Genomic DNA, 21,601 nt, shown 5'->3' on the forward strand with positions numbered 1-21,601 from the left:
AGCTAAATTAATTACGCTCCATCAAATGTGTCACAATTATATTCCTTTGTACATCCTATAATAGTAGATTCTATTTTAGGGACTATGTGTTCCTCCCAAAAATTTGCCAGCGGTTGAATTGCATTAATAATACGTGAATCTTCGATGGGATGCAATAAATTACCTATACTAATTTCTAGATACCTAACTATGCACTCTGCAGCTCTATCATCTGATTCTCTGTGTATAAGATCTCCAATTCTTTCTAAGTAGTAAACTTGCTCGCTAGTAAGATCTTTATCTTTTATTATTTGCGGTAGAATCTTGGTTAATATACATTGCAATTGAACTTTTTGATCAGTTGCAAATAATTCATGATAATCCTGTTCTTTTACACAAGGTAATTTTAGTAAATTAATAATTAAATTGGTCATAATATGGGCATGAGAATTAGTTTTTATAACTTCCTCTAATTCTCTTGTATCTGCTTTTTCCGGTCTATAATTATTAAAGTAAAATATAGGTAATATAGTCTCGTTTTTTAAATATTTAATCAATTCTTTACTATCGTTATATTTACTACTAATTTTATTTCTTTCCTCTGGTGTTAATATTAAAATTGCCGTTAAATCAAGTATTGGTTTTGCCGCTCTACTATATTCATGTGAACTATTAATTAAGCGCTTTAAGCTTTCAAAATTTTTAGGCAAAAATATTTTATCATCATTTTGATATGGTGCATTTTTTACAAAATCTGCTTTCAAAATTTGAAAACTATTATTTAGTGGGATACTTGCATTGCAAAAAATTTTCTCTATTGCATAATGTCCAAATTCATGTGCTATTATTGATTCTAAATTTAATTTTTCTTCGCCTATACATATTAGGTTATTGTCTCAATCGTAATGAGAAAATGATTTATTATCAAATATTATTTTTAGGCTATCTTGCACTTTAATATTAGCCGCTATATAGGCTAATAACTTATTTGTAGGTCCCCATTGCAAAAGCTTTGTATAGTTATGAAGAATTATATTGTCATTTAAATCGCTTACATTGTAAGCCCTTGTCATTAAAATAGTAATACCAGAGTTTTCGCTATAAATTACTTATGCAATCGGTGATAATTGTTCTATTTTAAATTTTGCAATATTAAGTTCTTCAATATTTATCTCAATTTTATTATCTTCAATAAAGCTTTTAAACTCTTGAAAACTTAAATAACTAGCTAATTTTTTAATTCAAATCCTTCTATTTGAAGTTCACTAATTGCATTATTATTTTGTTCTTCAGTTGCTCTCTTCTTAAACTTAATCAGCTCTTGCAACATGCTGCTTTTTGTATCTCTATATTGTATAGTATAAAAATTTATAAATGCTGCTACATCAAGCATAGATGTATCATCGATGTTATGTATATATCTATCGTATTCAGCAGAAGTAAAGTGGCTAGAGTTAGCATAAGAAATAATAAGTTTATATGTTTCTAGATCAAATGACATAATGGCATGATGTAACCCTAACAAATTATAGCTGTTCTTAGATGCTAAAATTGATTTTATTTCGTCATATTTTTTAGTTTTTATAAAATTTTATTAGCTTATTCAAAGCTGTTGTGGGTCATTGTGAATAATATTCAGATGGTAAAGACATGTTTTATATCCTATCAAGTTGCTATATTTCATAGTAATATGTTTTATAACAAATAGTATATCTTTCTATTTGTAAAGAAATAATTTTAATTACATTAACGAACATTAACATCTTATTAAGCTCTCTTAGTGTACCTCCCAAATCATTATATAATCCTGAAAATAACAAATATATTAGGATATATGATACAAAATTATTGGAAAAAGTTTTGGAAGAATAGTACTACCAAATCACAAAATTTTATTGAACTAAACGACATTGCATATGGTAATTTAAAAAGAGTCAGAGTCGGCATAGAAACTTATCGAGAAAATGTTATAGTATATATATGTATTAATTTAATTGCACAATCGGTGGGACATGTTCCGTGGAAAGTGCTTAAAAGTAAAACCGGAGAAGTAATATTAGACCATCCGGTACATTATTTACTAAAAAAACCTAATCCCAAAAAAGCCGGAGCGGATTTTGTTAGTGAGCTAATTGCAAGCAAATTATTATTCGGTAATAGTTATATTTTATCAGCTCTAGACTCGTATCCTAAAGAGATTTATTTACTACCGGCTCTTGCTACGGAACTTGTTATAGAACATAACAATTTAGTTGCTTATTTTGATTTGCCCAAATTATTTTTCCGTTAACTCTTGCAGTACCGAAAATTAGCGGTATGGGTTCGCCATAATTAGCTGTTACATATTTAAAACTTTCTTGGAAAGTTTTAATATTGTCATATTCTATCGGTTCGTGATTTAGTGGATCTAAATACTCACCAAGCATTTTGCCGACAAATCTTCCCACACTTGAAAATATGCCGCCGCCAAATACATTTCCAACAGTACCGCCAAGCAAACTAAAAAAACTTCCAAACATATTTACCATATTATAATTTAATATGGATTGATATTAGCCGTATGATGTGGTAACACTAATATATGTCATTCCTGCGAAAGCGGGAATCTAGGAAAACATATAAAAAAACAAGCTTTTATATGTTTATTTTTTCAAACATGTACCAATTATTAAGGTTATTTTTTCTGGATTCCTGCTTTCGCAGGAATGACATAGAAAATCACAGGGTGACCTGCTGCCTTTAAAAAAATGGAAATCATAAATGTTTAAAAAATATATATTTATTCTAATATTATTTATTGCTTCTATAGCTCGTGCAGAAATTATAGAAGTGGATAGTTTAAATAAAATAAAGCAAGATTTTAAAGAAAATTATAATAAAAATTATGTACCTCAGGATTTATTAGTAGTAACGGTTCTAGATGAATTTTTGTTTAAGTCTTTAGTGCCTATCGTTGAACAGCTTGATCAAGACATTTATCTTACACTAACTCCTCTTTTACTTAATATTAATAAAAATCCAAAAACTATTTATATAAATCAATTGATTTTAACTAATGATAGTTATAAGAAAGAATTACAAGAATCTGATTTTCCAAATTTTGTAAATGAAATGAGTAATAGTAAAATCCCCATAATAGCAGTAAATGATGGGTTTACCGGTAATTTTAATAATATTCCTAAATTTGAGATATGGTTTGCTGATTATTTAAAGAAAAATTTCGATATTGATTTTTCAAATAGTTTTCCAAACAATAATTATATTATTTTTAATAATTTAGACAGTTTTGCTAATACTTATCCGGTATTTTATAAGGGTATATTGACGAGTAATAATATATCGGAAGCGGAAATGATGCTCAATTTCCTTGTTCAAATGAATTTTATACCGAAATGCTTTATAATGATTAGTAGTAGCATAGAATTGCTAAGCTCAATGGAATTTCAACTTAGTAGTTATAGTTCTAATATATTATTTATTGGTTATCATTATAATAATAAAAATACTCTGAAAAATAAAGATGTTGCATATTATACTAAACTGATTAATGATTTAATATCTCAAATGAATAAGCTAAAAAGAAATAATCCCCCTTTAAAGAATAATAATGCAAAAGGTAAAAATCCTTATGACACGAATAAATAAAGTTTTATTGAGTTTACTTTGCTTAGTTATTTCGTATGCGGGCTACGGTCAAATTATTCCTACTTACTCCGTAGATTCAGTAACAATGAAAAACTTATTACCGAAGATAGATGCAGATACGCTGGTACTTATCAATATAGATAATACTATCATAACACCGAAATCCAAATTATTTCGATATCAGGATAATGCTTATATAAATTTTACTAAATATTTATATAGTCTTGCAGCGGATAACGCATCAGTTAATAAAACTATTGCAAAATTGATAGTGCAGCGTCAAATGATGCTTGTTGAATCTAAATGGGTAGATTTAATTAATAAGATGAAACAGCAAGGTGCAACGGTTTTAGGTCTTCAGGAAATAACGGCCCCATGTAATTTAATTGAAAATTATGAAGGATGGTTATATACCTTACTTTACGGACTCAATATTAATTTTACTAATAAAGTTAATGATAAAGATGTATTTAGATTTAATCCAAGCGATGCTGAAGCCCCTATTTTTTATTTAGGTATAATATTTACCGGTAATATCAATAGAGTACAAGCTCTTATAGAGTTCTTAAAAATTATACCGAAACAACCTAAAAAAATAATAATTTTTGCAAATAATAAAAAAGATTTAGAAAATATGGACTCTTATTTAAGTATGGTTGATATAGGATATTATGGAATTGAATATTTGGGGTGGCAAATGTTACCGGGATCACCTGATCATCAAATCGCTGAGTTGCAGCAATCTACGTTTTTAAATACCGGTCAGTGGTTAGAAGATGATACAGCTGCAAAGATGTTAAATAAATAATTATGAATGACAATTTAATTAATGCTTTAAAAGATTTAATTATTAATACTGGCAAGATTGCACTAGATATAAAAAAGGCAGGAATATTGACTGATATTAAATCAGATGGGTCAGTAGTCACTAATGCCGATAAGGAAATTAGTAAAATAATTTATCAAACTCTACAAACCTTAACCTCTCAAATAGCTATAGTATGTGAAGAGCAGCCGCTACCTATATTCAGCAGTGATACTTTTTGGTTAATCGATCCTATTGATGGGACATGGGGCTATGTAAACGGTAAAAGTACATATACGGTCAATATAGGGCTTATTGCAAACGGTTTTCCAACCGTCGGCTTGATATATCACCCTGAAACAGCAAAGCTATATTATACCGATGTAAACGGTCGGTTAAAAATCGAACAGAATTCTAAAGAAATATTTGTTAATCATGAACCTAAACATGAAGAGCTTAATGCGGTAATAGGTTTTTATAATTTAAATAAAGCTACTAAAGAATTTTTAAGTAAGTATTCATTCGGTCAAATAAATGCAATAGGCAGTTCAATTAAACTATGCTTAATTGCTGAAGGAGCAGCTGATATATATCCAAAATTCGGTCAAACTATGGAATGGGACATAGCGGCAGGTCATGCTTTAATTAAAGCCGGCGGTGGTAATATTTTAGATACGCATGGACAAGAAATTACTTACGGTAAAGAAAGTTTCGCTAATCCTAATTTTTTCGCCTGTAGTAAATATTGGTTGGAAAGGGAGGCAAGGTTGCATAGATACTAGATCGTCATTGCGAGCAGCCGTAGGCTGCGTGGCAATCTCATGAAATAATAACAAACTTCTGAGATTGCTTCGTCAAAACGTGCAGTTTTTGCAATGATGAAAAAACTGATCCACGCAGGCACTGCTAAACTCGCATCAAACCAACTTCTTTAACTCATAAATTAACTCAAGCGCTTCTTTAGGGGATAGTTTATCAGGATCGATAGTGCTGAATTTTTCATCTAATTTGCTGCTTATAGTAGTTTTATTAGGTTCAAGATTAAACAAACTCAAATTATTTGATTCCGTTGATAAAATATTTTTTCCTTTACCTGTAGAAGTTTTTTCAAATTTAAGCAGAATCTGCTCAGCTCTGTTTATAACACTCGTAGGAAGACCGGCAAGAGTCGCAACATGAAGACCGTAGGACCTATCGGCAGCACCTGATATAATATTATGTAAAAATAGAATATCTTTACCTGACTCCTCAATAGCAATAGTATAATTTTGCAAAGCCGGCAGGAAATTACTCATAACGGTTAGCTCATGATAGTGCGTTGCAAATAAACAACGACATTTCAGCTTATCATGAATATATTCAAGCACCGACCATGCTATAGATACCCCGTCATAAGTGGATGTGCCTCTACCTACCTCATCAAGTATGATTAGTGAGTTTGTTGTAGCTTGAGCAAGAATTGCCGAGGTTTCAAGCATCTCTGCCATAAAGGTCGATTGTCCCTTAATTAAGTCATCGGCAGCACCTATTCGGCTAAATATTTTGTCGACTACCCCTATTTTAGCACTTTTGGCCGGTACAAACGAACCTATTTGAGCAATGATTGCAATAATGGCGTTTTGACGTAAAAAAGTACTTTTACCTGCCATATTAGGACCGGTAATTAACCAAATACGCTCAAGCTCCGATAAATGACAATCATTATATACAAAGCTTTTGCTTTCTCGCTGTAGTGCTTTCTCTACTACAGGATGCCGTCCTTTAACGATATCAAAGCTTAAATCATCGGTAAACTCAGGCTTAACATAATCATATTCATCAGCGATGTAAGCAAAATTACAAAATACGTCAAGCCCGCTTAAGGCGCTTGCAAGCATTCGTAAATAGGAAGTTTTTTCGGTTACTTGGCTACAAATATCCGCATATAATTCTTTTTCTAAGCTTATTACTAAGGTTTTAGCGTTGACTAACTCACTTTCAAGCTTTTGTAGTTCAGCAGTAGTGTAACGAACATGATTAACCGTTGTTTGACGGTGAATAAATTTGGGATCAAGGATTTTATTAACATTTTTAGCGGTGATATCGATAAAAAGCCCTATAACATTATTATGAGATATTTTTAAACTGTCTATTCCCGTTTCTTTGCGATATTGATCTTTTAGCTTTTCAATATGTAATTTTCCGTTATTAATTAAATCATGTAATTGGACTACTTTCGGATGATATTCATGTTTTATTATACCTCCGTCATTTAAATTATTCGGTGCGTCTTCTCGTATTGTTTCGTCTATTAAATTATATAATTCTGTATCGCCTGATAGAGGTTTAATAATTTTTGCGATAAAATCAGGTAAATTAAAACCGTAAGCGTCAAAGAATACTCCTTTAATAATCGTTGCCGTTTCTAAAGTATATTTAATGCTAAGTAAATCACGACCTGAACTTCTGTTCATCGTAATACGTGTTAAGCAGCGTTCTATATCACTAGTTTTTTTTAGAAGTTCTCTAATTTTTTTTACTATTTCTAAGTTGGAATAAAAGAATTCGGTAATATTTAAACGATGATTTATTTTAGCAATGTTGGTTAAAGGACTTGAAAGAAAATTATATAGTAAACGTCCGCCTTGTTTAGTAACCGTATGATTAAGGGTGCTTAATAAACTTCCTTGCAAGTCGCCTTGTGAGTTTGTTACAATTTCAAGGTTGCGTCTAGTAGAGAAATCAATAGTCATATAGCTATGAAAATTGATAATTCTAGGGATTGGCAAATGAGGAATATTTTGTTTTTGCGTTAACGATAAATATTCTAAAACACTACCTATGGCACAAATTTGACTACTAGATATCTCGCCGATTCCTTTAATATCTTTCATTTTATAAAAATCTAAAATGATTTTTTCGCATTTATTAACCGCAAAAAAACTATCAACTTGATAGGTAATACGAAAATTTAATTGTTTGAAAATACTATCCGCAAGATTAGAAGATCTCAGATTTTCGCTAAGCAGAATTTCACGAGGTTTTAAACGAGCCAGCTCATTAAGAATTTCCGTTTCCGGTACATTAACTACAACAATTTCGGAAGTAGAAAGATCAACATAACAAAGGCTAGCTGTTTCTTTATTTTTCGGTATTACAAGACTTGCTAAATAATTAGGTTCGGCTGAAGCAATTAAATTTTCTTCAATTATAGTGCCCGGAGTTATAATACGTGTAACATCCCTGGTAACTACCGCTTTATAACCGCCTCTATTCTTTGCTTCTTCAGGTGTTTCTAGTTGATCACAAATAGCAACCTTATAATTTTCTTCAATTAACTTAGTTAAATAATTCTCAAGGGCATGATAAGGTACTCCACACATCGCAATTTCTTCTTCGCCGTTTTTGCCGCGCTTTGTTAAAGCAATGCCAAGTACATTGCTTGCTAGAATTGCATCTTCATAGAACATTTCATAAAAATCACCCATTCTAAATAGTAGTAAACAATCTAAATGAGCAAATTTAATGTCTAGATATTGCTGCATCATTTTTGTTGCAACATCGTAATTATATTTTTGTTTCAACTCTTGAAGATTCATATTAAGCAGCATAATTTATATTATAGTTTGGCTTTATTGCATGGATACCGAATCGTCATTGCGAGCGACTGAAAGGAGCGTGGCAATCTTATGAAATAGTGCAAAATGCCTGAGATTGCCACATCGAGGCTTTGCCTCTCCTCGCAATGACGGATAATAACAATGTTTAACAGTTTATACAACTATTTTATCTTTGATAGGCGGGTGCTATGTCTGCCGCCTTCAAATTGGGTAGTTAAAAACTTATCTATAATATCAAATACTATTTTTTGGTCTATGGTTTTTGCTCCGAGTATCAAGATATTAGCGTCATTATGCGCTTTAGCATTTTCGGCAGTTAATATATCGTTGCACAAAGCGGCTCTTATTTCCGAGCTACGATTCGCAGCTATAGACATACCAATCCCCGTATCACTAATTAAAATACCGATAGGTGCTGATTTTTCAATAATAATATCTACTACTTTCTTAGCATAATCAGGATAATCAACGGTTTGTGTATTATTTGTTCCGCAGTCATAAATCTTTAGAGATTTCTGCTCTAAATAATTGATAATTTCAGACTTAAGCTCATAACCTGAATGATCACTAGCTATGACAATATTATAAGTTTTCATAGTTAATTTTTTGATGGAAAATAATGATAAAAATTATATACTATGTAAGATTTGTTTTCTAATGTAAATGTAAATATAAATATATGAAATATCCTGTTGTACTTAGTATCGTTATATGTTTTTGTTTAGTTGCTTGTGTTGATCAGCCACCGGCTCCAATTGAGTATAAAGTAGGAGATGTTACTGCAAATAATAATTCTACCAAACTAAATCACGATGAGGGCATGATAGTGCAAAGAACTATGGAAGACAATCCTGTGTCAGAAAAAGTTAGCGGTAGACTCGAAGAACCAAAGGCAAAAATTATAGAATATGATAATGATGATATTGAGATTCCTATGTCTTGGAATGAAGACGAAGATGAAGAAGCGATAGAACAATTAAACTTTGTAAAACCGTTAAATGGGGTAATGATTACCGAGTTTAAAGCCGGTAAAAGTAAAGGGATAGATATTGCAGCTAAAGAATATAGTGAAGTTAAATCGATAGCTGCAGGAACGGTAATATATTCAGGTTATAATAAGCAATTCGGTAATTTAGTAATAGTTAAATTAGATAAAGACGATCTAGAAGTAGCATATGCGAGTTTAGATGATTTATTACTGAAAAAAGGTGATAAAATTGCTAGAAATAGTGTTATCGGACATGTAGAACATAAATTATATTTTGCTATGCGTAAAAATAAAATAGCAGTTGATCCTAATAAGTATATAGAATTTTAAATGGAAGATTTTATTACTCTTACCAAATATGGTGAACCTCAAAATGTTATAGTAAGAAGGAGTAGCAAAGCTCAAAATATAGCCATCCGCATTACGTCTAAAGGTGCAGAGCTTGTATTACCTCTTAAGGTAAAAGCCGAAAAAGGTCATAATTTTTTGTTAAGTAAAGAATATTGGGTTAGGCAAAAATTACGTCGTAATGTAACTGTGATACCAAAAGATGAAGATAAGATTTCTATTTTGGGTAAATCTTATGAAATAATACATATTGATTCGTCTAAAAATCAGATAAAATTCAATGATTCTACGTTAGAAGTGTATTGTAGTCAGGTACTAAAAAAACTTAGTATAGAAGTATTCCTTAAAAAGAAATTATTAGCAGAAATAAAAATAATAGTAGAGAATATATCTAAAAAACATAATTTGACTTATTCTAATATTAGAATAATGGAAAATGTTAGCCGTTGGGGGAGTTGTTGTAGCAAAGGGAATCTTGTTTTTAATTGGCGGGTAGTTTTTGCCCCCTTTGAAGTACTGAAATATTTAGTAGCTCATGAAATGGCACATTTAAAAGAAATGAACCATAGTAAAAATTTTTGGGAGCTAGTTGAGGATATATATCCCGAATACCAACCGGCAAAATTATGGCTAAAAAGAAACAGTAAGAATTTATATAGTTATTGGCCATAACTTTATGTCATTCCTGTAGAAGTGTATGGGTGTCAACTTAAGGATCGATGTCATTCCCGGAAAAGCAGGAATCCAATCCAATACTTTAAAGCTTTTTAAAAGCTTGATTTATCTCGCTTTACGCTGGATTCCTGCTTTCGCAGGAATGACATAAAATGAGCCATGCAACAATGCAGGAATGACATCGGGATGCACGCAACAACGTTCTGCGGGAATGACATCGGAAAGGTTAATTTAAAGAAAAACATAAAGGATAAATAGAATGCACAACACCACAAAAAGAGTAACAGTCCCGGCACTTGAAGAAATCTTATATGAGCCTATAAAAGTGTTAGATTACGGCTTTATTAGAGTGATCGACTATATGGGGGATGATAGTGCTATAGTACAAGCAGCTCGTGTTTCTTACGGTAAGGGTACGAAGCAATTAAATCAAGATAAAGGGCTGATAAACTACTTGCTTCGTCATTATCATACCACTCCTTTTGAGATGTGTGATATCAAGTTCCATATTAAACTACCGATATTTATTGCAAGGCAATGGATTAGGCATAGAACAGCTAGCGTTAACGAATATTCGGCAAGGTATTCTATTTTAGGTAATGAATTTTATCTACCTGAACCGGCAAATATTGCTTCCCAATCTGCTGTAAATAAACAATGTAGGGCAGGAGATAGCTTACCGAAAGAAGTGGCTGAAAAGGTCCTTGCAATTTTAGAGGAAGATGCTAGACAGTGCTACGGGCATTATAAGGAACTGATGAATGCCGATGAAGAGGGTAATATTATAGATGAGAACGCAACAGGGATAGCAAGAGAGCTTGCTCGTATGAATTTAACTTTAAATTATTATACGGAATGGTATTGGAAGATTAATTTACATAATTTACTTCATTTTTTAAGATTGCGAGCCGACCCTCACGCTCAATATGAAATTAGAGTTTATGCTGAAAAGATGCTTGAGATAGTCAAAGCTTGGGTTCCTTTTGCTTACGAAGCTTTTGAAGAATATCGTTTACAGGGAGCAAATATTTCACGTAAAGGTTTGGATGTAATTAAAAGAATGATAAACGGTGAAAAAGTTACCCATGAAACTAGTGATATGACTAAGAGAGAATGGGAAGAACTGATGAAGATTTTTGGGTAATGTATGTCACTCCTGCTTTCGCAGGAATGACATACAACAACCATAACGGAATTTGATAAAAAGGAGTATTTTAAGTGAGAAATATTATATATTTTATACTATCACTATTATTTAGCTTTACCAGCTATGCACTTGAAACAATAAACATTGAGCATGGGCGAGCTGACCCGACACCTATAGCGGTCAATAAATTTGATGCCGATAATTCTGCCGCTGATGTATTAGGTCACGATATGGTTAAAGTTATCTCTAATGATTTAAAGCTTTCAGGGTTATTCCGTCCTATTTCTGCTGCCTCTTTTATAGAAGAGAAGACAGGAATAGAATATAAACCGCTTTTTGCTGCATGGCGTCAAATTAATGCTAGTCTTTTAGTAAACGGTGAAGTTAAAAAACTAGAAAGCGGTAAATTTAAAATTAGCTTTATATTATGGGATACGTTGCTTGAAAAACAACTCGCCGGTGAAATTCTTGAAGTACCGGAAAATCTATGGAGAAGAGCAGCACATAAAATTGCCGATAAAATTTATGAAAAAATTACCGGTGATGCCGGTTATTTTGACACTAAAATAGTGTATGTATCAGAAAGCAGCTCTTTACCAAAAATAAAAAGAATTGCTTTGATGGATTATGACGGGGCTAATAATAAATACCTTACCAATGGAAAGTCACTAGTCTTAACCCCAAGATTTGCTCGTTCGGCGGATAAGATTTTTTACGTTTCATATGCTACTAAAAGAAGAGCACTTGTTTATGAAAAAGATTTAAAAACAGGCAAAGAAAGTGTAGTAGGTGATTTTCCCGGTATATCTTTTGCTCCTAGATTCTCACCGGACGGTAGAAAAGCTGTAATGTCGATAGCTAAAAACGGCTCGACGCATATTTATGAAATCGACCTTGTTACTAAACGGCTTCATAAATTAACTGACGGATTCGGTATTAATACCTCTCCTAGCTATTCACCGGACGGTAAAAAAATTGTATATAATTCCGATAGAAACGGTGTGCCTCAATTATATATCATGAATTCAGACGGAAGTGACGTTCAGCGTATTAGTTTTGGCGGTGGTTCTTACGCAGCTCCTAGCTGGTCGCCTAGAGGAGACTATATAGCATTTACTAAGATTACTAGAGGAAACGGAGGAAAAACTTTTAATATCGGAATTATGAAAGCATGTCCCCAAGATGATGAGAATAGTGAAAGGATAATAACAAGCGGATATTTAGTCGAAAGTCCTTGTTGGTCGCCTAACGGACGAGTTATTATGTTTGCTAAAGGTTGGCCGTCGAGAGCTAAAGCTCCGGGAAAAAACAAAATTTTTGCAATTGATCTAACAGGTCATAATGAAAGAGAAATTATGACACCGGCAGATGCTTCTGATCCAGAATGGTCAGGTGTACTGAACTAATGTCATTTCTACGAAAGCATTGTTGGGTGGATCGTTTTTCCATTGTCATACCGCGACTTGATCGCGGTACCCAGTTAAAAATACTAACATTGTTAGTATTTTTAGTTGTTTTTTGGATCCCGTGGTCAAGCCATGGGATGACAGTCCAATAAGGCTTAAGCTACTTCTCTACTATGGTTTAAAATAAACTTCTTTATTTTTTCAAAAGCCGTATTTTCTATTTGTCTAATACGTTCCTTAGAAATATTATACTCATTGCTTAGAATATCTAGAGTTTTAGGAGTATCCGTTAATTTACGCTCTGTTAAAATATGAAGTTCCCTATCGTTTAAAATCTTCATAGCATTTGATAGTAACTGCCTTTTACTGGTAGAATTTTGCTTATTAATAGCCATAGCTTCAGGAGTAGGGCGTGTTTCCGGTAATAGTTCTATTAATTCTCCGGATTCTGCATCGTCACTATTTATAGAGTTATTTAACGATAAATCAGGACCTGAAATTCTAGTATTCATTTCAGAAACTTCATTAACCGAAACGCCTAGCTCATCTGCTATTTGTGCAAAATCATCGGTAGTAATAGCCCTTGAGTATAAATTAGTAATTTTATGCTTCACTTTATTAAGACTAAAAAATAATTTTTTTTGTGCGGCCGTTGTTCCCATCTTTACTAATGACCAAGATTTTAATATATATTCTTGTATAGCTGCTTTAATCCACCACATCGCATATGTTGATAGGCGAAAACCAAGTTTGGGATTGAATTTTTTTACTGCCTGCATTAAACCTATATTACCTTCTGAAACCAATTCGGTAATAGGAAGACCGTAAGTCCTATAGCCGCTTGCAATTTTTGCAACAAGTTTAAGATGGCTTGTTACTAATTTATGTGCAGCTTGTAAATCATTCCCTTCTAAATAGGATTTTGCTAATAACAATTCTTCTTCTTGCGTAAGTGAAGGAATTTTATTGATTTTCTGTAAGTAGCTATAAAATCCTGATTCGCTAGAAATTGCTAATGCATTAATATTATTAGTCATACTAACCTTAAAAACTATTTTTTTTATACTAACACATATATGATCTAAAATAAACTTTTTCTATAGTATTTTTAAATAAAATCAAATCATGTCTAAAAAATCCAATAAAAATTTAGCTTTTTCCTTGCTGGGATTAATAATTAGTATGGTGTTACTCAGTTTTGCTTCCGTACCTATCTATAATTTATTTTGTAAAGTTACAGGATATGGCGGCACTACTGCAAAAGAAACGGTGAGTGTATATTCTAAGGTAAAAGGCACTAAACCTATAATTATCGAGTTTGATGCTAATGTTGATAAAGATTTACCTTGGCGGTTTATTCCAAGGCAGCAAAGAGTGCAAATTGTTCCGGGGCAGAATACTCTAGTGTTCTATGAAACGGAGAATCTAAGCGATAACGATATAATAGGTACTTCCGTATATAATGTTACTCCAAATAAAGCAGGAAAATATTTCGTAAAAATTCATTGTTTTTGTTTTGAAGAACAATTATTAAAAGCCGGCGAAAAAGTCTTAATGCCAGTTACATTTTATATAGATAAGGATTTTGAGTTTGACCCTGAAATGCAAGACATTAAAGTACTTACTTTATCTTATAGTTTTTTTAAAGTACGAGAGATGTCGTCATTGCAAGGAAATGACGTAAGTAATTGACGGAGCAATCTCAGGAGTTTGTTATTATTTCATGAGATTGCCACGCTCGCTACGTTTGCTCGCAATGACGGCTTTGGAATTATGCAACAACATCGGCTCATTGAGTATACTCGATAACCCATTTACGAAGTCTAACAATTGGCGGAGTATTTATAAGAGCGGTAGAAGGTAAAACTTTGCCGTTAGTATTAAAATTAATTATAGGATCTATACCGTATATGCTATACCAAGGTTTTAACGGTGAGCTATTTGAATATTTACGGTGGAACCAAGATAAAGAAGATGTTGTTTCTTCATATTCTATTACTTTAACCGATTGTGGATTTTTATGATATATAAGGCTAAGTACCGATTGATCGGAATGATGCCATTTATATTCATCGTAATTAGGATGGATATTATAATCATTGCCTGAAAGAATTCTAATATCTTCACAACTTTTTAGCCATTTTTCAATGAAAGAACGAGAAAGCTTGGTATTACGCACAATAATAACGGCACTCCAAATGTGATCGTCATTTCTGCATTCGTCTGTAAGGCAATCCATTAAAGCAAAAGTTTCGCCTTTAACAAAACTACCGTTTTTACGATTGCGATCATGTACCAGTAATATATCATTATCGCCTAAAAGATTTGTTAAATTACTGATATGCTTTTTAATAACAAATGCTGAATCTAAATATACTATAATAGCTCCTTCTGGTGCATTTTTCATTGTTTCCAGTATAATATAAGGCTTCCATAGCCATAACCCCGCTCCTGCAGGTTCACTAAAAATTTCTTGGTTTTTTTCTATAAACGCTTGATTTATGTGCTTTTTCTTATAGTTAAATATGAAGTCTATACCTTTATTAAGTGCATAATGAGTGGTTGCATTTTGATTACGATAAACATACTCCGGACCGTCGGCATAAGAAACTAAATAAATTGGTTCTTTTATGGAATTCTGAATAGATAAATCTACTTTTTGTAACGATAAGTCATTAATAAAACCTTGACGTGCATATTCTAAAATAATCAGTATAAAATAAGTTAGAGCTAATGTAATAACTGTTTTGTATAATATTTTAAATAACATATAATTTTTGCATTATTTGAAGCATTTTATCATTCCCACGTGGATTAGTAAGTCGTCATTGCAAGGAAATACGAAGTATTGACGAAGCAATCTCAGGAGTTTGTTATTATTTCATGAGATTGCCACGCAGCCTACGGTTGCTCGCAATGACGTAATTATTAAACAACACCAATTATAGCATTTTAATATATTAAAATATAGTGTTGTAATTTAATTATAAATTTAGTATAATTTGCTGTTTGTTTAAGGTTGGTATGATTAATTTAGGGGATAAGCAGTCTACTATAGTTGTCGCAATGTCAGGCGGGGTTGATAGTTCGGCAGTTGCCGCAATGCTGCATGAACAAGGACATAATGTGATAGGTATTACCTTGCAGCTATATGATCACGGTATGGCAGTAGGGAAGAAAAACGCATGTTGTGCCGGTCAGGATATTTACGATGCTAAAATGGTAGCAAATAAGCTAGGTATTCCCCATTACGTACTTGATTATGAGAGCAAATTTAAAGAGTCGGTAATAGATAATTTCGTCGATAGCTATTTACAAGGTGAAACACCTATTCCATGTGTGCAATGTAATAAATCGGTAAAGTTCAGGGATCTAATTAAAACGGCTAGAGAGCTTGGAGCAGATAAGCTTGCTACCGGTCATTACGTACGAAAAATAAACGGTGATAACGGAGCGGAATTACATACAGGGCGTGATCCAGCAAAAGATCAAAGTTATTTTTTATTTACGACAACTAAAGAGCAATTAGAATATTTACGTTTCCCTCTAGGAGGGCTTACTAAGGGTGAAACACGAAAGCTTGCTAGTAAATTTGGACTTGAGGTAGCGGATAAGTCCGACAGCCAAGATATTTGTTTCGTACCTGACGGAAATTATAAGAGCTTAATAAATAAAATACGTCCAAATAGCAGTGAAAGCGGTAAAATTATTCACGTAAACGGGTTTGAGCTAGGAGAGCATAGTGGTATAATTAACTACACCATAGGGCAACGTCGTGGTCTTGGTATAGCTTATAATGAGCCTTTATATGTAGTAAAGATTGATCCTAAGGACAATATAGTATATGTAGGACCGGAGTCCACATTAAACGTGCAGGAATTTATCATTAGAGATGTGAATTGGCTTGCAGATGAGATTAAAGATAACGAAAAGTTAGAAGTAGCAGTTAAAATTCGCTCGACAAGACCGCCGCGTCTAGCCGAAATAAGTAAACTCGGTGATGATAAAATGAAAGTAAAATTTTTATGCGAAGAAAAAGCCGTTGCTCCTGGGCAAGCATGCGTTATTTATGCCGGCGAAAGAGTACTTGGCGGCGGATGGATTACTAGAGAGATAAGGTAATTGTGTCATTGTAAGGCGCGAAGCGACGTGGCAATCTAGTTAGACCTCCTGAGATTGCCACGCTCCTTTTAGTTGCTCGCAATGACACAATTCACAACAAAATAAGCTCACTAAAACAGGAGAAACTAATGAGTTTTTTAAGGAAGAAAAGTTTTGAATCAGTAAAAGAGATAGGCAGCTCAAGCGGTCTTAGCAAGACGCTTGGAGCATTCGATTTAATATTACTGGGTCTTGGTGCGATGATCGGCACGGGCGTATTCGTCGTTACCGGTATAATTGCTGCTAAATATTCAGGACCTGCAGTAATGTTATCTTATGCGATTGCAGGTATTACCTGTATCTTTGTAGCGCTTGTTTATACTGAACTTGCTGCAATGCTTCCGACATCAGGAAGTATTTACACTTATTCCTATGTAGCATTTGGCGAAGTATTTGCTTGGATGATCGGTAGTGTTATAATATTAGAACTTGGTTTTGCTGCAGGAATAGTAGCTGCAGGCTGGTCGGGCTACGTACAAGGAATACTAGCAGCAGGTGGAATCAATTTACCGAAAGAATTAACTACTGTACCGACAAACGGCGGTTTGATAAATTTACCGGCATTTTTAATCTCGGGATTTATTGGATTTATTTTATATTTAGGTACTAAAGATAGTAAGAGACTAAATGCAATTTTAGTTTTCATAAAAATGGCTGCAATATTCGTATTTATACTCGCTGCTGCCCCTCATTTTGATGCTACTAACTGGAGTAATTTTATGCCTTTCGGTTTTAGTAATGTTTTAGTAGGTGCGTCTATTTTATTCTTAGCTTTTACGGGTTTTGGAACGATTGCAACCGCAGCTGAGGAATGTAAAAACCCAAAACGCGATATAATGATCGGTATTATTGGCTCACTTGTTCTAACTACTATAGTTTATGTAACGATGGCAGGGCTTGTTACCGGTATTGCACCTTTTGAGCAGTTAAATAACGATCAACCGCTTGCTTATGCTTTAACTATCAATAATAGCAAGATCGGTTCTGCTATTGTTGCAACCGGAGCAGTTTGCGGTATGATGACGGTGTTGATGATGAATGTTTACGGTACTTCTCGTATTTTTTATGCTATTGCACGTGACGGTTTACTACCGAAAAGTTTTGCAAAGCTGCACCCAAAATATGATAGTCCGTATATTACGATTATAATATTTGCTTCTTTAGCCGCTATCCTTGGAGGATTTTGTTCTACGGAATTATTAACGCAGTTAACTTCAATGGGCGCTCTTATTGATTATATAACTGTTACAATAATCGTGGTATTATTTAGGGTAACGCTACCTGGTGCTCAAAGACCTTTTAGATGTCCTTTAGTATTTATTATCGTACCGTTTATTTTAATTGCTTGTGCATATTTACTATTTATTCAAATATATGACGGTGAATTTAATCTATTAACTGCAGGTCGTGCATTAATATATTGGTTTATTACAATATTTGTTTTATATATTATAAGATCGTTTTTTATGGAAAAAGAGCAGAATTAAGAGGGGGCTATCCGTCATTGCGAGCAAACGTAGAGAGCGTGGCAATCTCATGAAGTAGTATAAAATTCCTGAGATTGCCACGTTGAGGCTTTGCCCCTCCTCGCAATGACGAGTTAGTAGTATCCACGCAAACAAAATTAACCAAATGACTGAAAAGCTGCAACCACTCCGAGGAATGAAAGATCTCTTGCCGGATGATTATAAAGTTCACGACTATATAATTAACAAAGCAAGAGATGTTGGAGTATTGTACGGCTATAAACAAATGAGTACTCCTATTTTGGAGTATACTAAGGTCTTTAACCGTTCGATGGGTGAAAGTTCTGACGTAATCAGCAAAGAAATCTATAGTTTTTTAGATAAAAGCAATGATTCCGTAGCATTACGACCTGAATTTACAGCATGTATTATAAGAAGCCTCATCTCAAACGGATTACAACATAAATTACCATTAAAGTTTTTCTCTACCGGTCCTGTTTTTCGTTATGATAGACCGCAAGCAGGGCGTCAAAGACAATTTCACCAACTAAATTATGAGTATATCGGTGCTAAAGGAGCAATTACTGATGCTGACACTTTGAAGTTAGCCGTTGATATATTAAAAGCACTCGAAATAGAGCAGGATACTACCTTAGAGCTTAACTCTCTTGGATGTCATGAATCAAGAAGCGTTTATCAGCAAAAATTAGTAGAATATCTAAATGATTTTAAAGATCAATTATCAGAAGAAAGCAAAATAAGGTTATACAAAAATCCAATGCGGATACTTGATTCTAAAAGTGAGACCGATCAGAAAATAATAGCAAACGCACCGGTTTTATCTGAATATTACACTGATGAATCCAAAGAATATTTTGAGGAGTTAATAAAGTATCTAGATATTTTAGGCGTGAAATATAGCATAAATCCACGCTTGGTTAGAGGGCTTGATTATTATTGCCATACTGCTTTTGAATTCACTACAAAAAAGCTAGGGAGCCAATCTACTATTCTAGCCGGTGGACGTTATGACGAGCTTGCTAAAATCATGGGTAATAACGATGATGTGCCGGCTATCGGTTTTGCTGCCGGTATTGAGCGAATTGCTTTAATGCGGGAATATAATATATCTGAAGTTAAGCCAGTATTTGTATTACCTATAGGCAAAAATAATATTTGCTATGCTTTAGAAATTGTAGCTAAATTGCGAACAGAAAATATTGCTACTATCATAGAATCCCTAGGTAAAATAGCTAAAAGAATGCAACGCATTTTTAATGAAAATTCTAAATTTATTATTTTTATAGGTGACGAAGAGCAGGCGAATAATAACTTAAAAATCAAAGACTTAAAAAAAGAAGAAGAATATATAGTAGATTTTGCAAAAGCTCTTGAGCTATTGAAGAAATAAGATTTTTTATTGTTATACCGTGAACCTTACATGGTATCCATCAAAACTAACTTTAAGTAATAAGCATTTATGAATCTTGCCACAAGTTCGGCATTGCCCTCATGGTTCTTATGTTATGTCTGCATAGGTCTTGTTGTGTGGATACTGAAGGTCATCATTGCAAGGAAAAACTGTAAGTTTTGACGAAGCAATCCAGTAAAAAATTCTGTAAATCAGAATTTTTTTATTATTGTTTTGGACTGCCACGCAGTCTACGACTGCTCGCAATGATGGGGCGGTATCTACGCAACAACGCCTTCGCTGGAATGACATAAAACGAGTCATGCAACAAGAGCTGCAGTTGTTCACAATGGCGATTAGGTGTCTATACAATAACACATTTAACCACGACATCTAAAAATGTGATTATTATAAACGATTTAGCCATGAGTTATGGTATAAGAATACTATTTTACCGATGTAAATTTGCATATTAAAAACAATAAACGATATGGTTTAGTAGGTGCCAACGGAGCAGGTCAAACAACTTTTTTCAAAGTCTTAACTAAGAAGAAGAGCCAGCTTTCGGTGAGATTAACATACCAAAAAACTCCAAAATAGGTTGTTTAAAACAAGATCAGTTTCTTTATGAAAATACTAAAATTATAGATACGGTAATAGCAGGGAATAAGGAGTGATGGAAAGCTTTATAGGAAAAAGAAGAGATATTAAATCGGCAGGAATGTAGCGATGAAGATGGGTATAAGTTTGGTGAACTTGAACAGGTAATATACGATAATGACGGTTATACTGCTGAAATTTTTGTAGCTAGCTTGCTTGTAGGTCTTGGAATAGCCGAAAAATACCATTATGAGCCGCTTTCTGCGTTGTCAGAAGGTTATAAGCTTCGTGTATTACTCGTACAAAGTCTATTTAATAATCCCGATATTTTACTACTCGACGAACCGACAAACCATCTTGATATTATTTCAATATATTGGCTTGAGAATTATTTAAAAAACTCTTTTAAAGGAATATTAATTTTTATATCGCATGATTTAGCTTTTTTAAATAATGTCGCAACGGATATTTTGGACATAGATTATGGAGAAATAAAACTATATACGGGCAATTATGATAATTTTGTTCAAGAAAAGCAGATAATAGCTGCTCAGAAGCTAAGCGAGCAAAATTTCTTAGAAAAGAAAATAGAAAATATGCAGGCTTGGGTTGATAAATTTAGAGCAGGGACGAGAGCAAGGCAAAGTGCCGCCTGAGAAAAGCAGTTAGAGAAAATAGTATTACCGGATATACAGAAATCTTCAAGAATTAGTCCGTTATTTAGATTTAAGCAGCTAAGCAATTCAGGAAAATTAGTATTAAAAATTGATCAAATAACTAAAGATTTTGAGAATAAGCAAATATTAAATAAAGTTAGTTTTAACGTATCATGAGGAGAAAAAATTATTATTATCGGTGCAAACGATATCGGTAAATCTACTTTATTAAAAATCTTAATGAATAAAATATCAGCAGATCAAGGTAGCTATGAGTGGGGATATGAATCGCAAATATCTTATTGTGCTCAAGATCATCATGCGCTACTTAATGAAAATATTAGTATTATTGATTTAAAAAGCAATCTGAAAAAGAAACGGAAAATACAATTAGAAATACGCTCGGACAAGTATTCTTTCGCAGTGATGAAGTAAATAAAAATATTTTAAGTTTAAGTGGCGGTGAGGAGGCAAGATTATTACTTGCTAAAATGATGCTAGAAAAAAGTAACATTTTGGTTCTTGATGAACCGACAAATCATCTTGATATAGAGTCAAGAGAAGCTCTTAAAAAATCTCTAATTGATTTTGATGGTACGGTAATATTAGTAACGCACGATCGGAATTATTGCTCTTTCCCATAGGAAAAAGATTGTTGATTTTAAAGGTAAATATGATGATTATATTGAGAAATGCAGCAACGATTATTTAAGTT

21 protein-coding genes and 2 pseudogenes are annotated in these 21,601 nt (G+C 33.1%); 16 read left to right on the forward strand and 7 right to left on the reverse strand.

All coding sequences use genetic code 11. From position 1 onward, the window contains the following. Positions 1-11 precede the first annotated feature (11 nt). Both A3305_RS10560 and A3305_RS05230 read right to left on the reverse strand, forming a co-directional pair. Positions 12-743, reverse strand: coding sequence for a hypothetical protein (locus tag A3305_RS10560; RefSeq protein WP_231289081.1), 732 nt, complete (start codon positions 741-743; stop codon positions 12-14). A 464-nt stretch (positions 744-1,207) separates the two neighbouring features. Continuing rightward, complete coding sequence (locus tag A3305_RS05230; RefSeq protein ID WP_014392042.1) at positions 1,208-1,504, reverse strand: hypothetical protein; 297 nt, start codon at positions 1,502-1,504, stop codon at positions 1,208-1,210. A 501-nt stretch (positions 1,505-2,005) separates the two neighbouring features. On the opposite strand from A3305_RS05230, the gene A3305_RS11540 reads away from it, so the two are divergent. Further along, the gene (locus A3305_RS11540; protein WP_306765142.1) at positions 2,006-2,269 is read left to right on the forward strand and encodes a hypothetical protein; all 264 of its coding nucleotides are present in this window, start codon (positions 2,006-2,008) and stop codon (positions 2,267-2,269) included. Here A3305_RS11540 and A3305_RS05240 read toward each other — a convergent pair. Further along, positions 2,211-2,498: a hypothetical protein gene (locus tag A3305_RS05240; RefSeq protein ID WP_014392044.1), complete on the reverse strand. Its 288-nt coding sequence runs from the start codon at positions 2,496-2,498 to the stop codon at positions 2,211-2,213. The two genes, A3305_RS11540 and A3305_RS05240, sit on opposite strands and share 59 nt — an antisense overlap. 241 nt (positions 2,499-2,739) lie before the next feature. Here A3305_RS05240 and A3305_RS05245 point away from each other — a divergent pair, with 241 nt between their 5' ends. From A3305_RS05245 to A3305_RS05255, 3 genes are read left to right on the forward strand one after another with little or no spacing between them, the layout of a single operon-like run. After that, entirely contained in the window at positions 2,740-3,624 is an 885-nt protein-coding gene (locus A3305_RS05245; protein WP_014392045.1) for a DUF2608 domain-containing protein, read from the forward strand. Continuing rightward, entirely contained in the window at positions 3,587-4,432 is an 846-nt protein-coding gene (locus A3305_RS05250) for a DUF2608 domain-containing protein (RefSeq protein WP_014392046.1), read from the forward strand. Before A3305_RS05245 ends, A3305_RS05250 begins: the two co-directional genes overlap by 38 nt. A gap of 2 nt (positions 4,433-4,434) precedes the next feature. Then, a complete protein-coding gene (locus tag A3305_RS05255) occupies positions 4,435-5,211 on the forward strand; it encodes a 3'(2'),5'-bisphosphate nucleotidase CysQ (protein WP_014392047.1) in 777 nt (258 codons plus the stop codon). A gap of 135 nt (positions 5,212-5,346) precedes the next feature. Here A3305_RS05255 and mutS read toward each other — a convergent pair whose 3' ends face one another. Both mutS and rpiB read right to left on the reverse strand, forming a co-directional pair. Further along, positions 5,347-8,019: a DNA mismatch repair protein MutS gene (gene mutS / locus A3305_RS05265; RefSeq protein ID WP_193353166.1), complete on the reverse strand. Its 2,673-nt coding sequence runs from the start codon at positions 8,017-8,019 to the stop codon at positions 5,347-5,349. A gap of 170 nt (positions 8,020-8,189) precedes the next feature. Then, positions 8,190-8,624: a ribose 5-phosphate isomerase B gene (gene rpiB / locus A3305_RS05270; protein ID WP_014392049.1), complete on the reverse strand. Its 435-nt coding sequence runs from the start codon at positions 8,622-8,624 to the stop codon at positions 8,190-8,192. 83 nt (positions 8,625-8,707) lie between these two features. Between rpiB and A3305_RS05275 the strand changes: the two genes are divergently transcribed. The 4 genes from A3305_RS05275 (at position 8,708) to tolB (ending at position 12,592) form a co-directional block, all read left to right on the forward strand. Then, complete coding sequence (locus A3305_RS05275) at positions 8,708-9,346, forward strand: murein hydrolase activator EnvC family protein (RefSeq protein ID WP_014392050.1); 639 nt, start codon at positions 8,708-8,710, stop codon at positions 9,344-9,346. Next, a complete protein-coding gene (locus A3305_RS05280) occupies positions 9,347-10,036 on the forward strand; it encodes a M48 family metallopeptidase (RefSeq protein WP_014392051.1) in 690 nt (229 codons plus the stop codon). A 262-nt stretch (positions 10,037-10,298) separates the two neighbouring features. Next, complete coding sequence (gene thyX, locus A3305_RS05285; protein WP_014392052.1) at positions 10,299-11,183, forward strand: FAD-dependent thymidylate synthase; 885 nt, start codon at positions 10,299-10,301, stop codon at positions 11,181-11,183. A 74-nt stretch (positions 11,184-11,257) separates the two neighbouring features. Next, a complete protein-coding gene (gene tolB, locus A3305_RS05290) occupies positions 11,258-12,592 on the forward strand; it encodes a Tol-Pal system beta propeller repeat protein TolB (protein WP_014392053.1) in 1,335 nt (444 codons plus the stop codon). 155 nt (positions 12,593-12,747) lie between these two features. Here tolB and rpoH read toward each other — a convergent pair whose 3' ends face one another. Next, positions 12,748-13,629 (reverse strand): RNA polymerase sigma factor RpoH, encoded by an 882-nt coding sequence (gene rpoH, locus A3305_RS05300; protein WP_014392054.1) that lies wholly within the window; start codon positions 13,627-13,629, stop codon positions 12,748-12,750. 88 nt (positions 13,630-13,717) lie between these two features. Between rpoH and A3305_RS05305 the strand changes: the two genes are divergently transcribed. Beyond that, positions 13,718-14,284 carry a cytochrome c oxidase assembly protein gene (locus tag A3305_RS05305; RefSeq protein ID WP_014392055.1) on the forward strand — a complete coding sequence of 189 codons (567 nt, stop codon included), beginning with the start codon at positions 13,718-13,720 and terminating at the stop codon, positions 14,282-14,284. A gap of 97 nt (positions 14,285-14,381) precedes the next feature. On the opposite strand, the gene A3305_RS05310 is transcribed toward A3305_RS05305, so the two are convergent. After that, positions 14,382-15,362 (reverse strand): hypothetical protein, encoded by a 981-nt coding sequence (locus tag A3305_RS05310; RefSeq protein WP_045799408.1) that lies wholly within the window; start codon positions 15,360-15,362, stop codon positions 14,382-14,384. Positions 15,363-15,616: 254 nt separating this feature from the next. Between A3305_RS05310 and mnmA the strand changes: the two genes are divergently transcribed. The 7 genes and pseudogenes from mnmA (at position 15,617) to A3305_RS10570 (ending at position 21,530) form a co-directional block, all read left to right on the forward strand. Beyond that, complete coding sequence (gene mnmA, locus A3305_RS05315; RefSeq protein WP_014392057.1) at positions 15,617-16,714, forward strand: tRNA 2-thiouridine(34) synthase MnmA; 1,098 nt, start codon at positions 15,617-15,619, stop codon at positions 16,712-16,714. Positions 16,715-16,842: 128 nt separating this feature from the next. Beyond that, positions 16,843-18,240: an amino acid permease gene (locus A3305_RS05320; protein WP_014392058.1), complete on the forward strand. Its 1,398-nt coding sequence runs from the start codon at positions 16,843-16,845 to the stop codon at positions 18,238-18,240. A gap of 145 nt (positions 18,241-18,385) precedes the next feature. Then, positions 18,386-19,630, forward strand: coding sequence for a histidine--tRNA ligase (gene hisS, locus A3305_RS05325; RefSeq protein ID WP_014392059.1), 1,245 nt, complete (start codon positions 18,386-18,388; stop codon positions 19,628-19,630). Positions 19,631-20,031: 401 nt separating this feature from the next. Then, positions 20,032-20,307: pseudogene (locus A3305_RS11545) on the forward strand (ATP-binding cassette domain-containing protein). Between the two features lie 135 nt (positions 20,308-20,442). Beyond that, positions 20,443-20,886, forward strand: coding sequence for an ATP-binding cassette domain-containing protein (locus tag A3305_RS05335; RefSeq protein ID WP_157752266.1), 444 nt, complete (start codon positions 20,443-20,445; stop codon positions 20,884-20,886). A gap of 234 nt (positions 20,887-21,120) precedes the next feature. Further along, positions 21,121-21,365, forward strand: a pseudogene (locus A3305_RS05340) (ABC-F family ATPase); the annotation flags it as partial. A 12-nt stretch (positions 21,366-21,377) separates the two neighbouring features. Beyond that, positions 21,378-21,530: an ATP-binding cassette domain-containing protein gene (locus A3305_RS10570; RefSeq protein WP_045799409.1), complete on the forward strand. Its 153-nt coding sequence runs from the start codon at positions 21,378-21,380 to the stop codon at positions 21,528-21,530. Positions 21,531-21,601 lie beyond the last annotated feature (71 nt).

This window comes from Rickettsia amblyommatis (assembly GCF_002078335.1).
Classification (GTDB): Bacteria; Pseudomonadota; Alphaproteobacteria; order Rickettsiales; family Rickettsiaceae; genus Rickettsia; species Rickettsia rickettsii.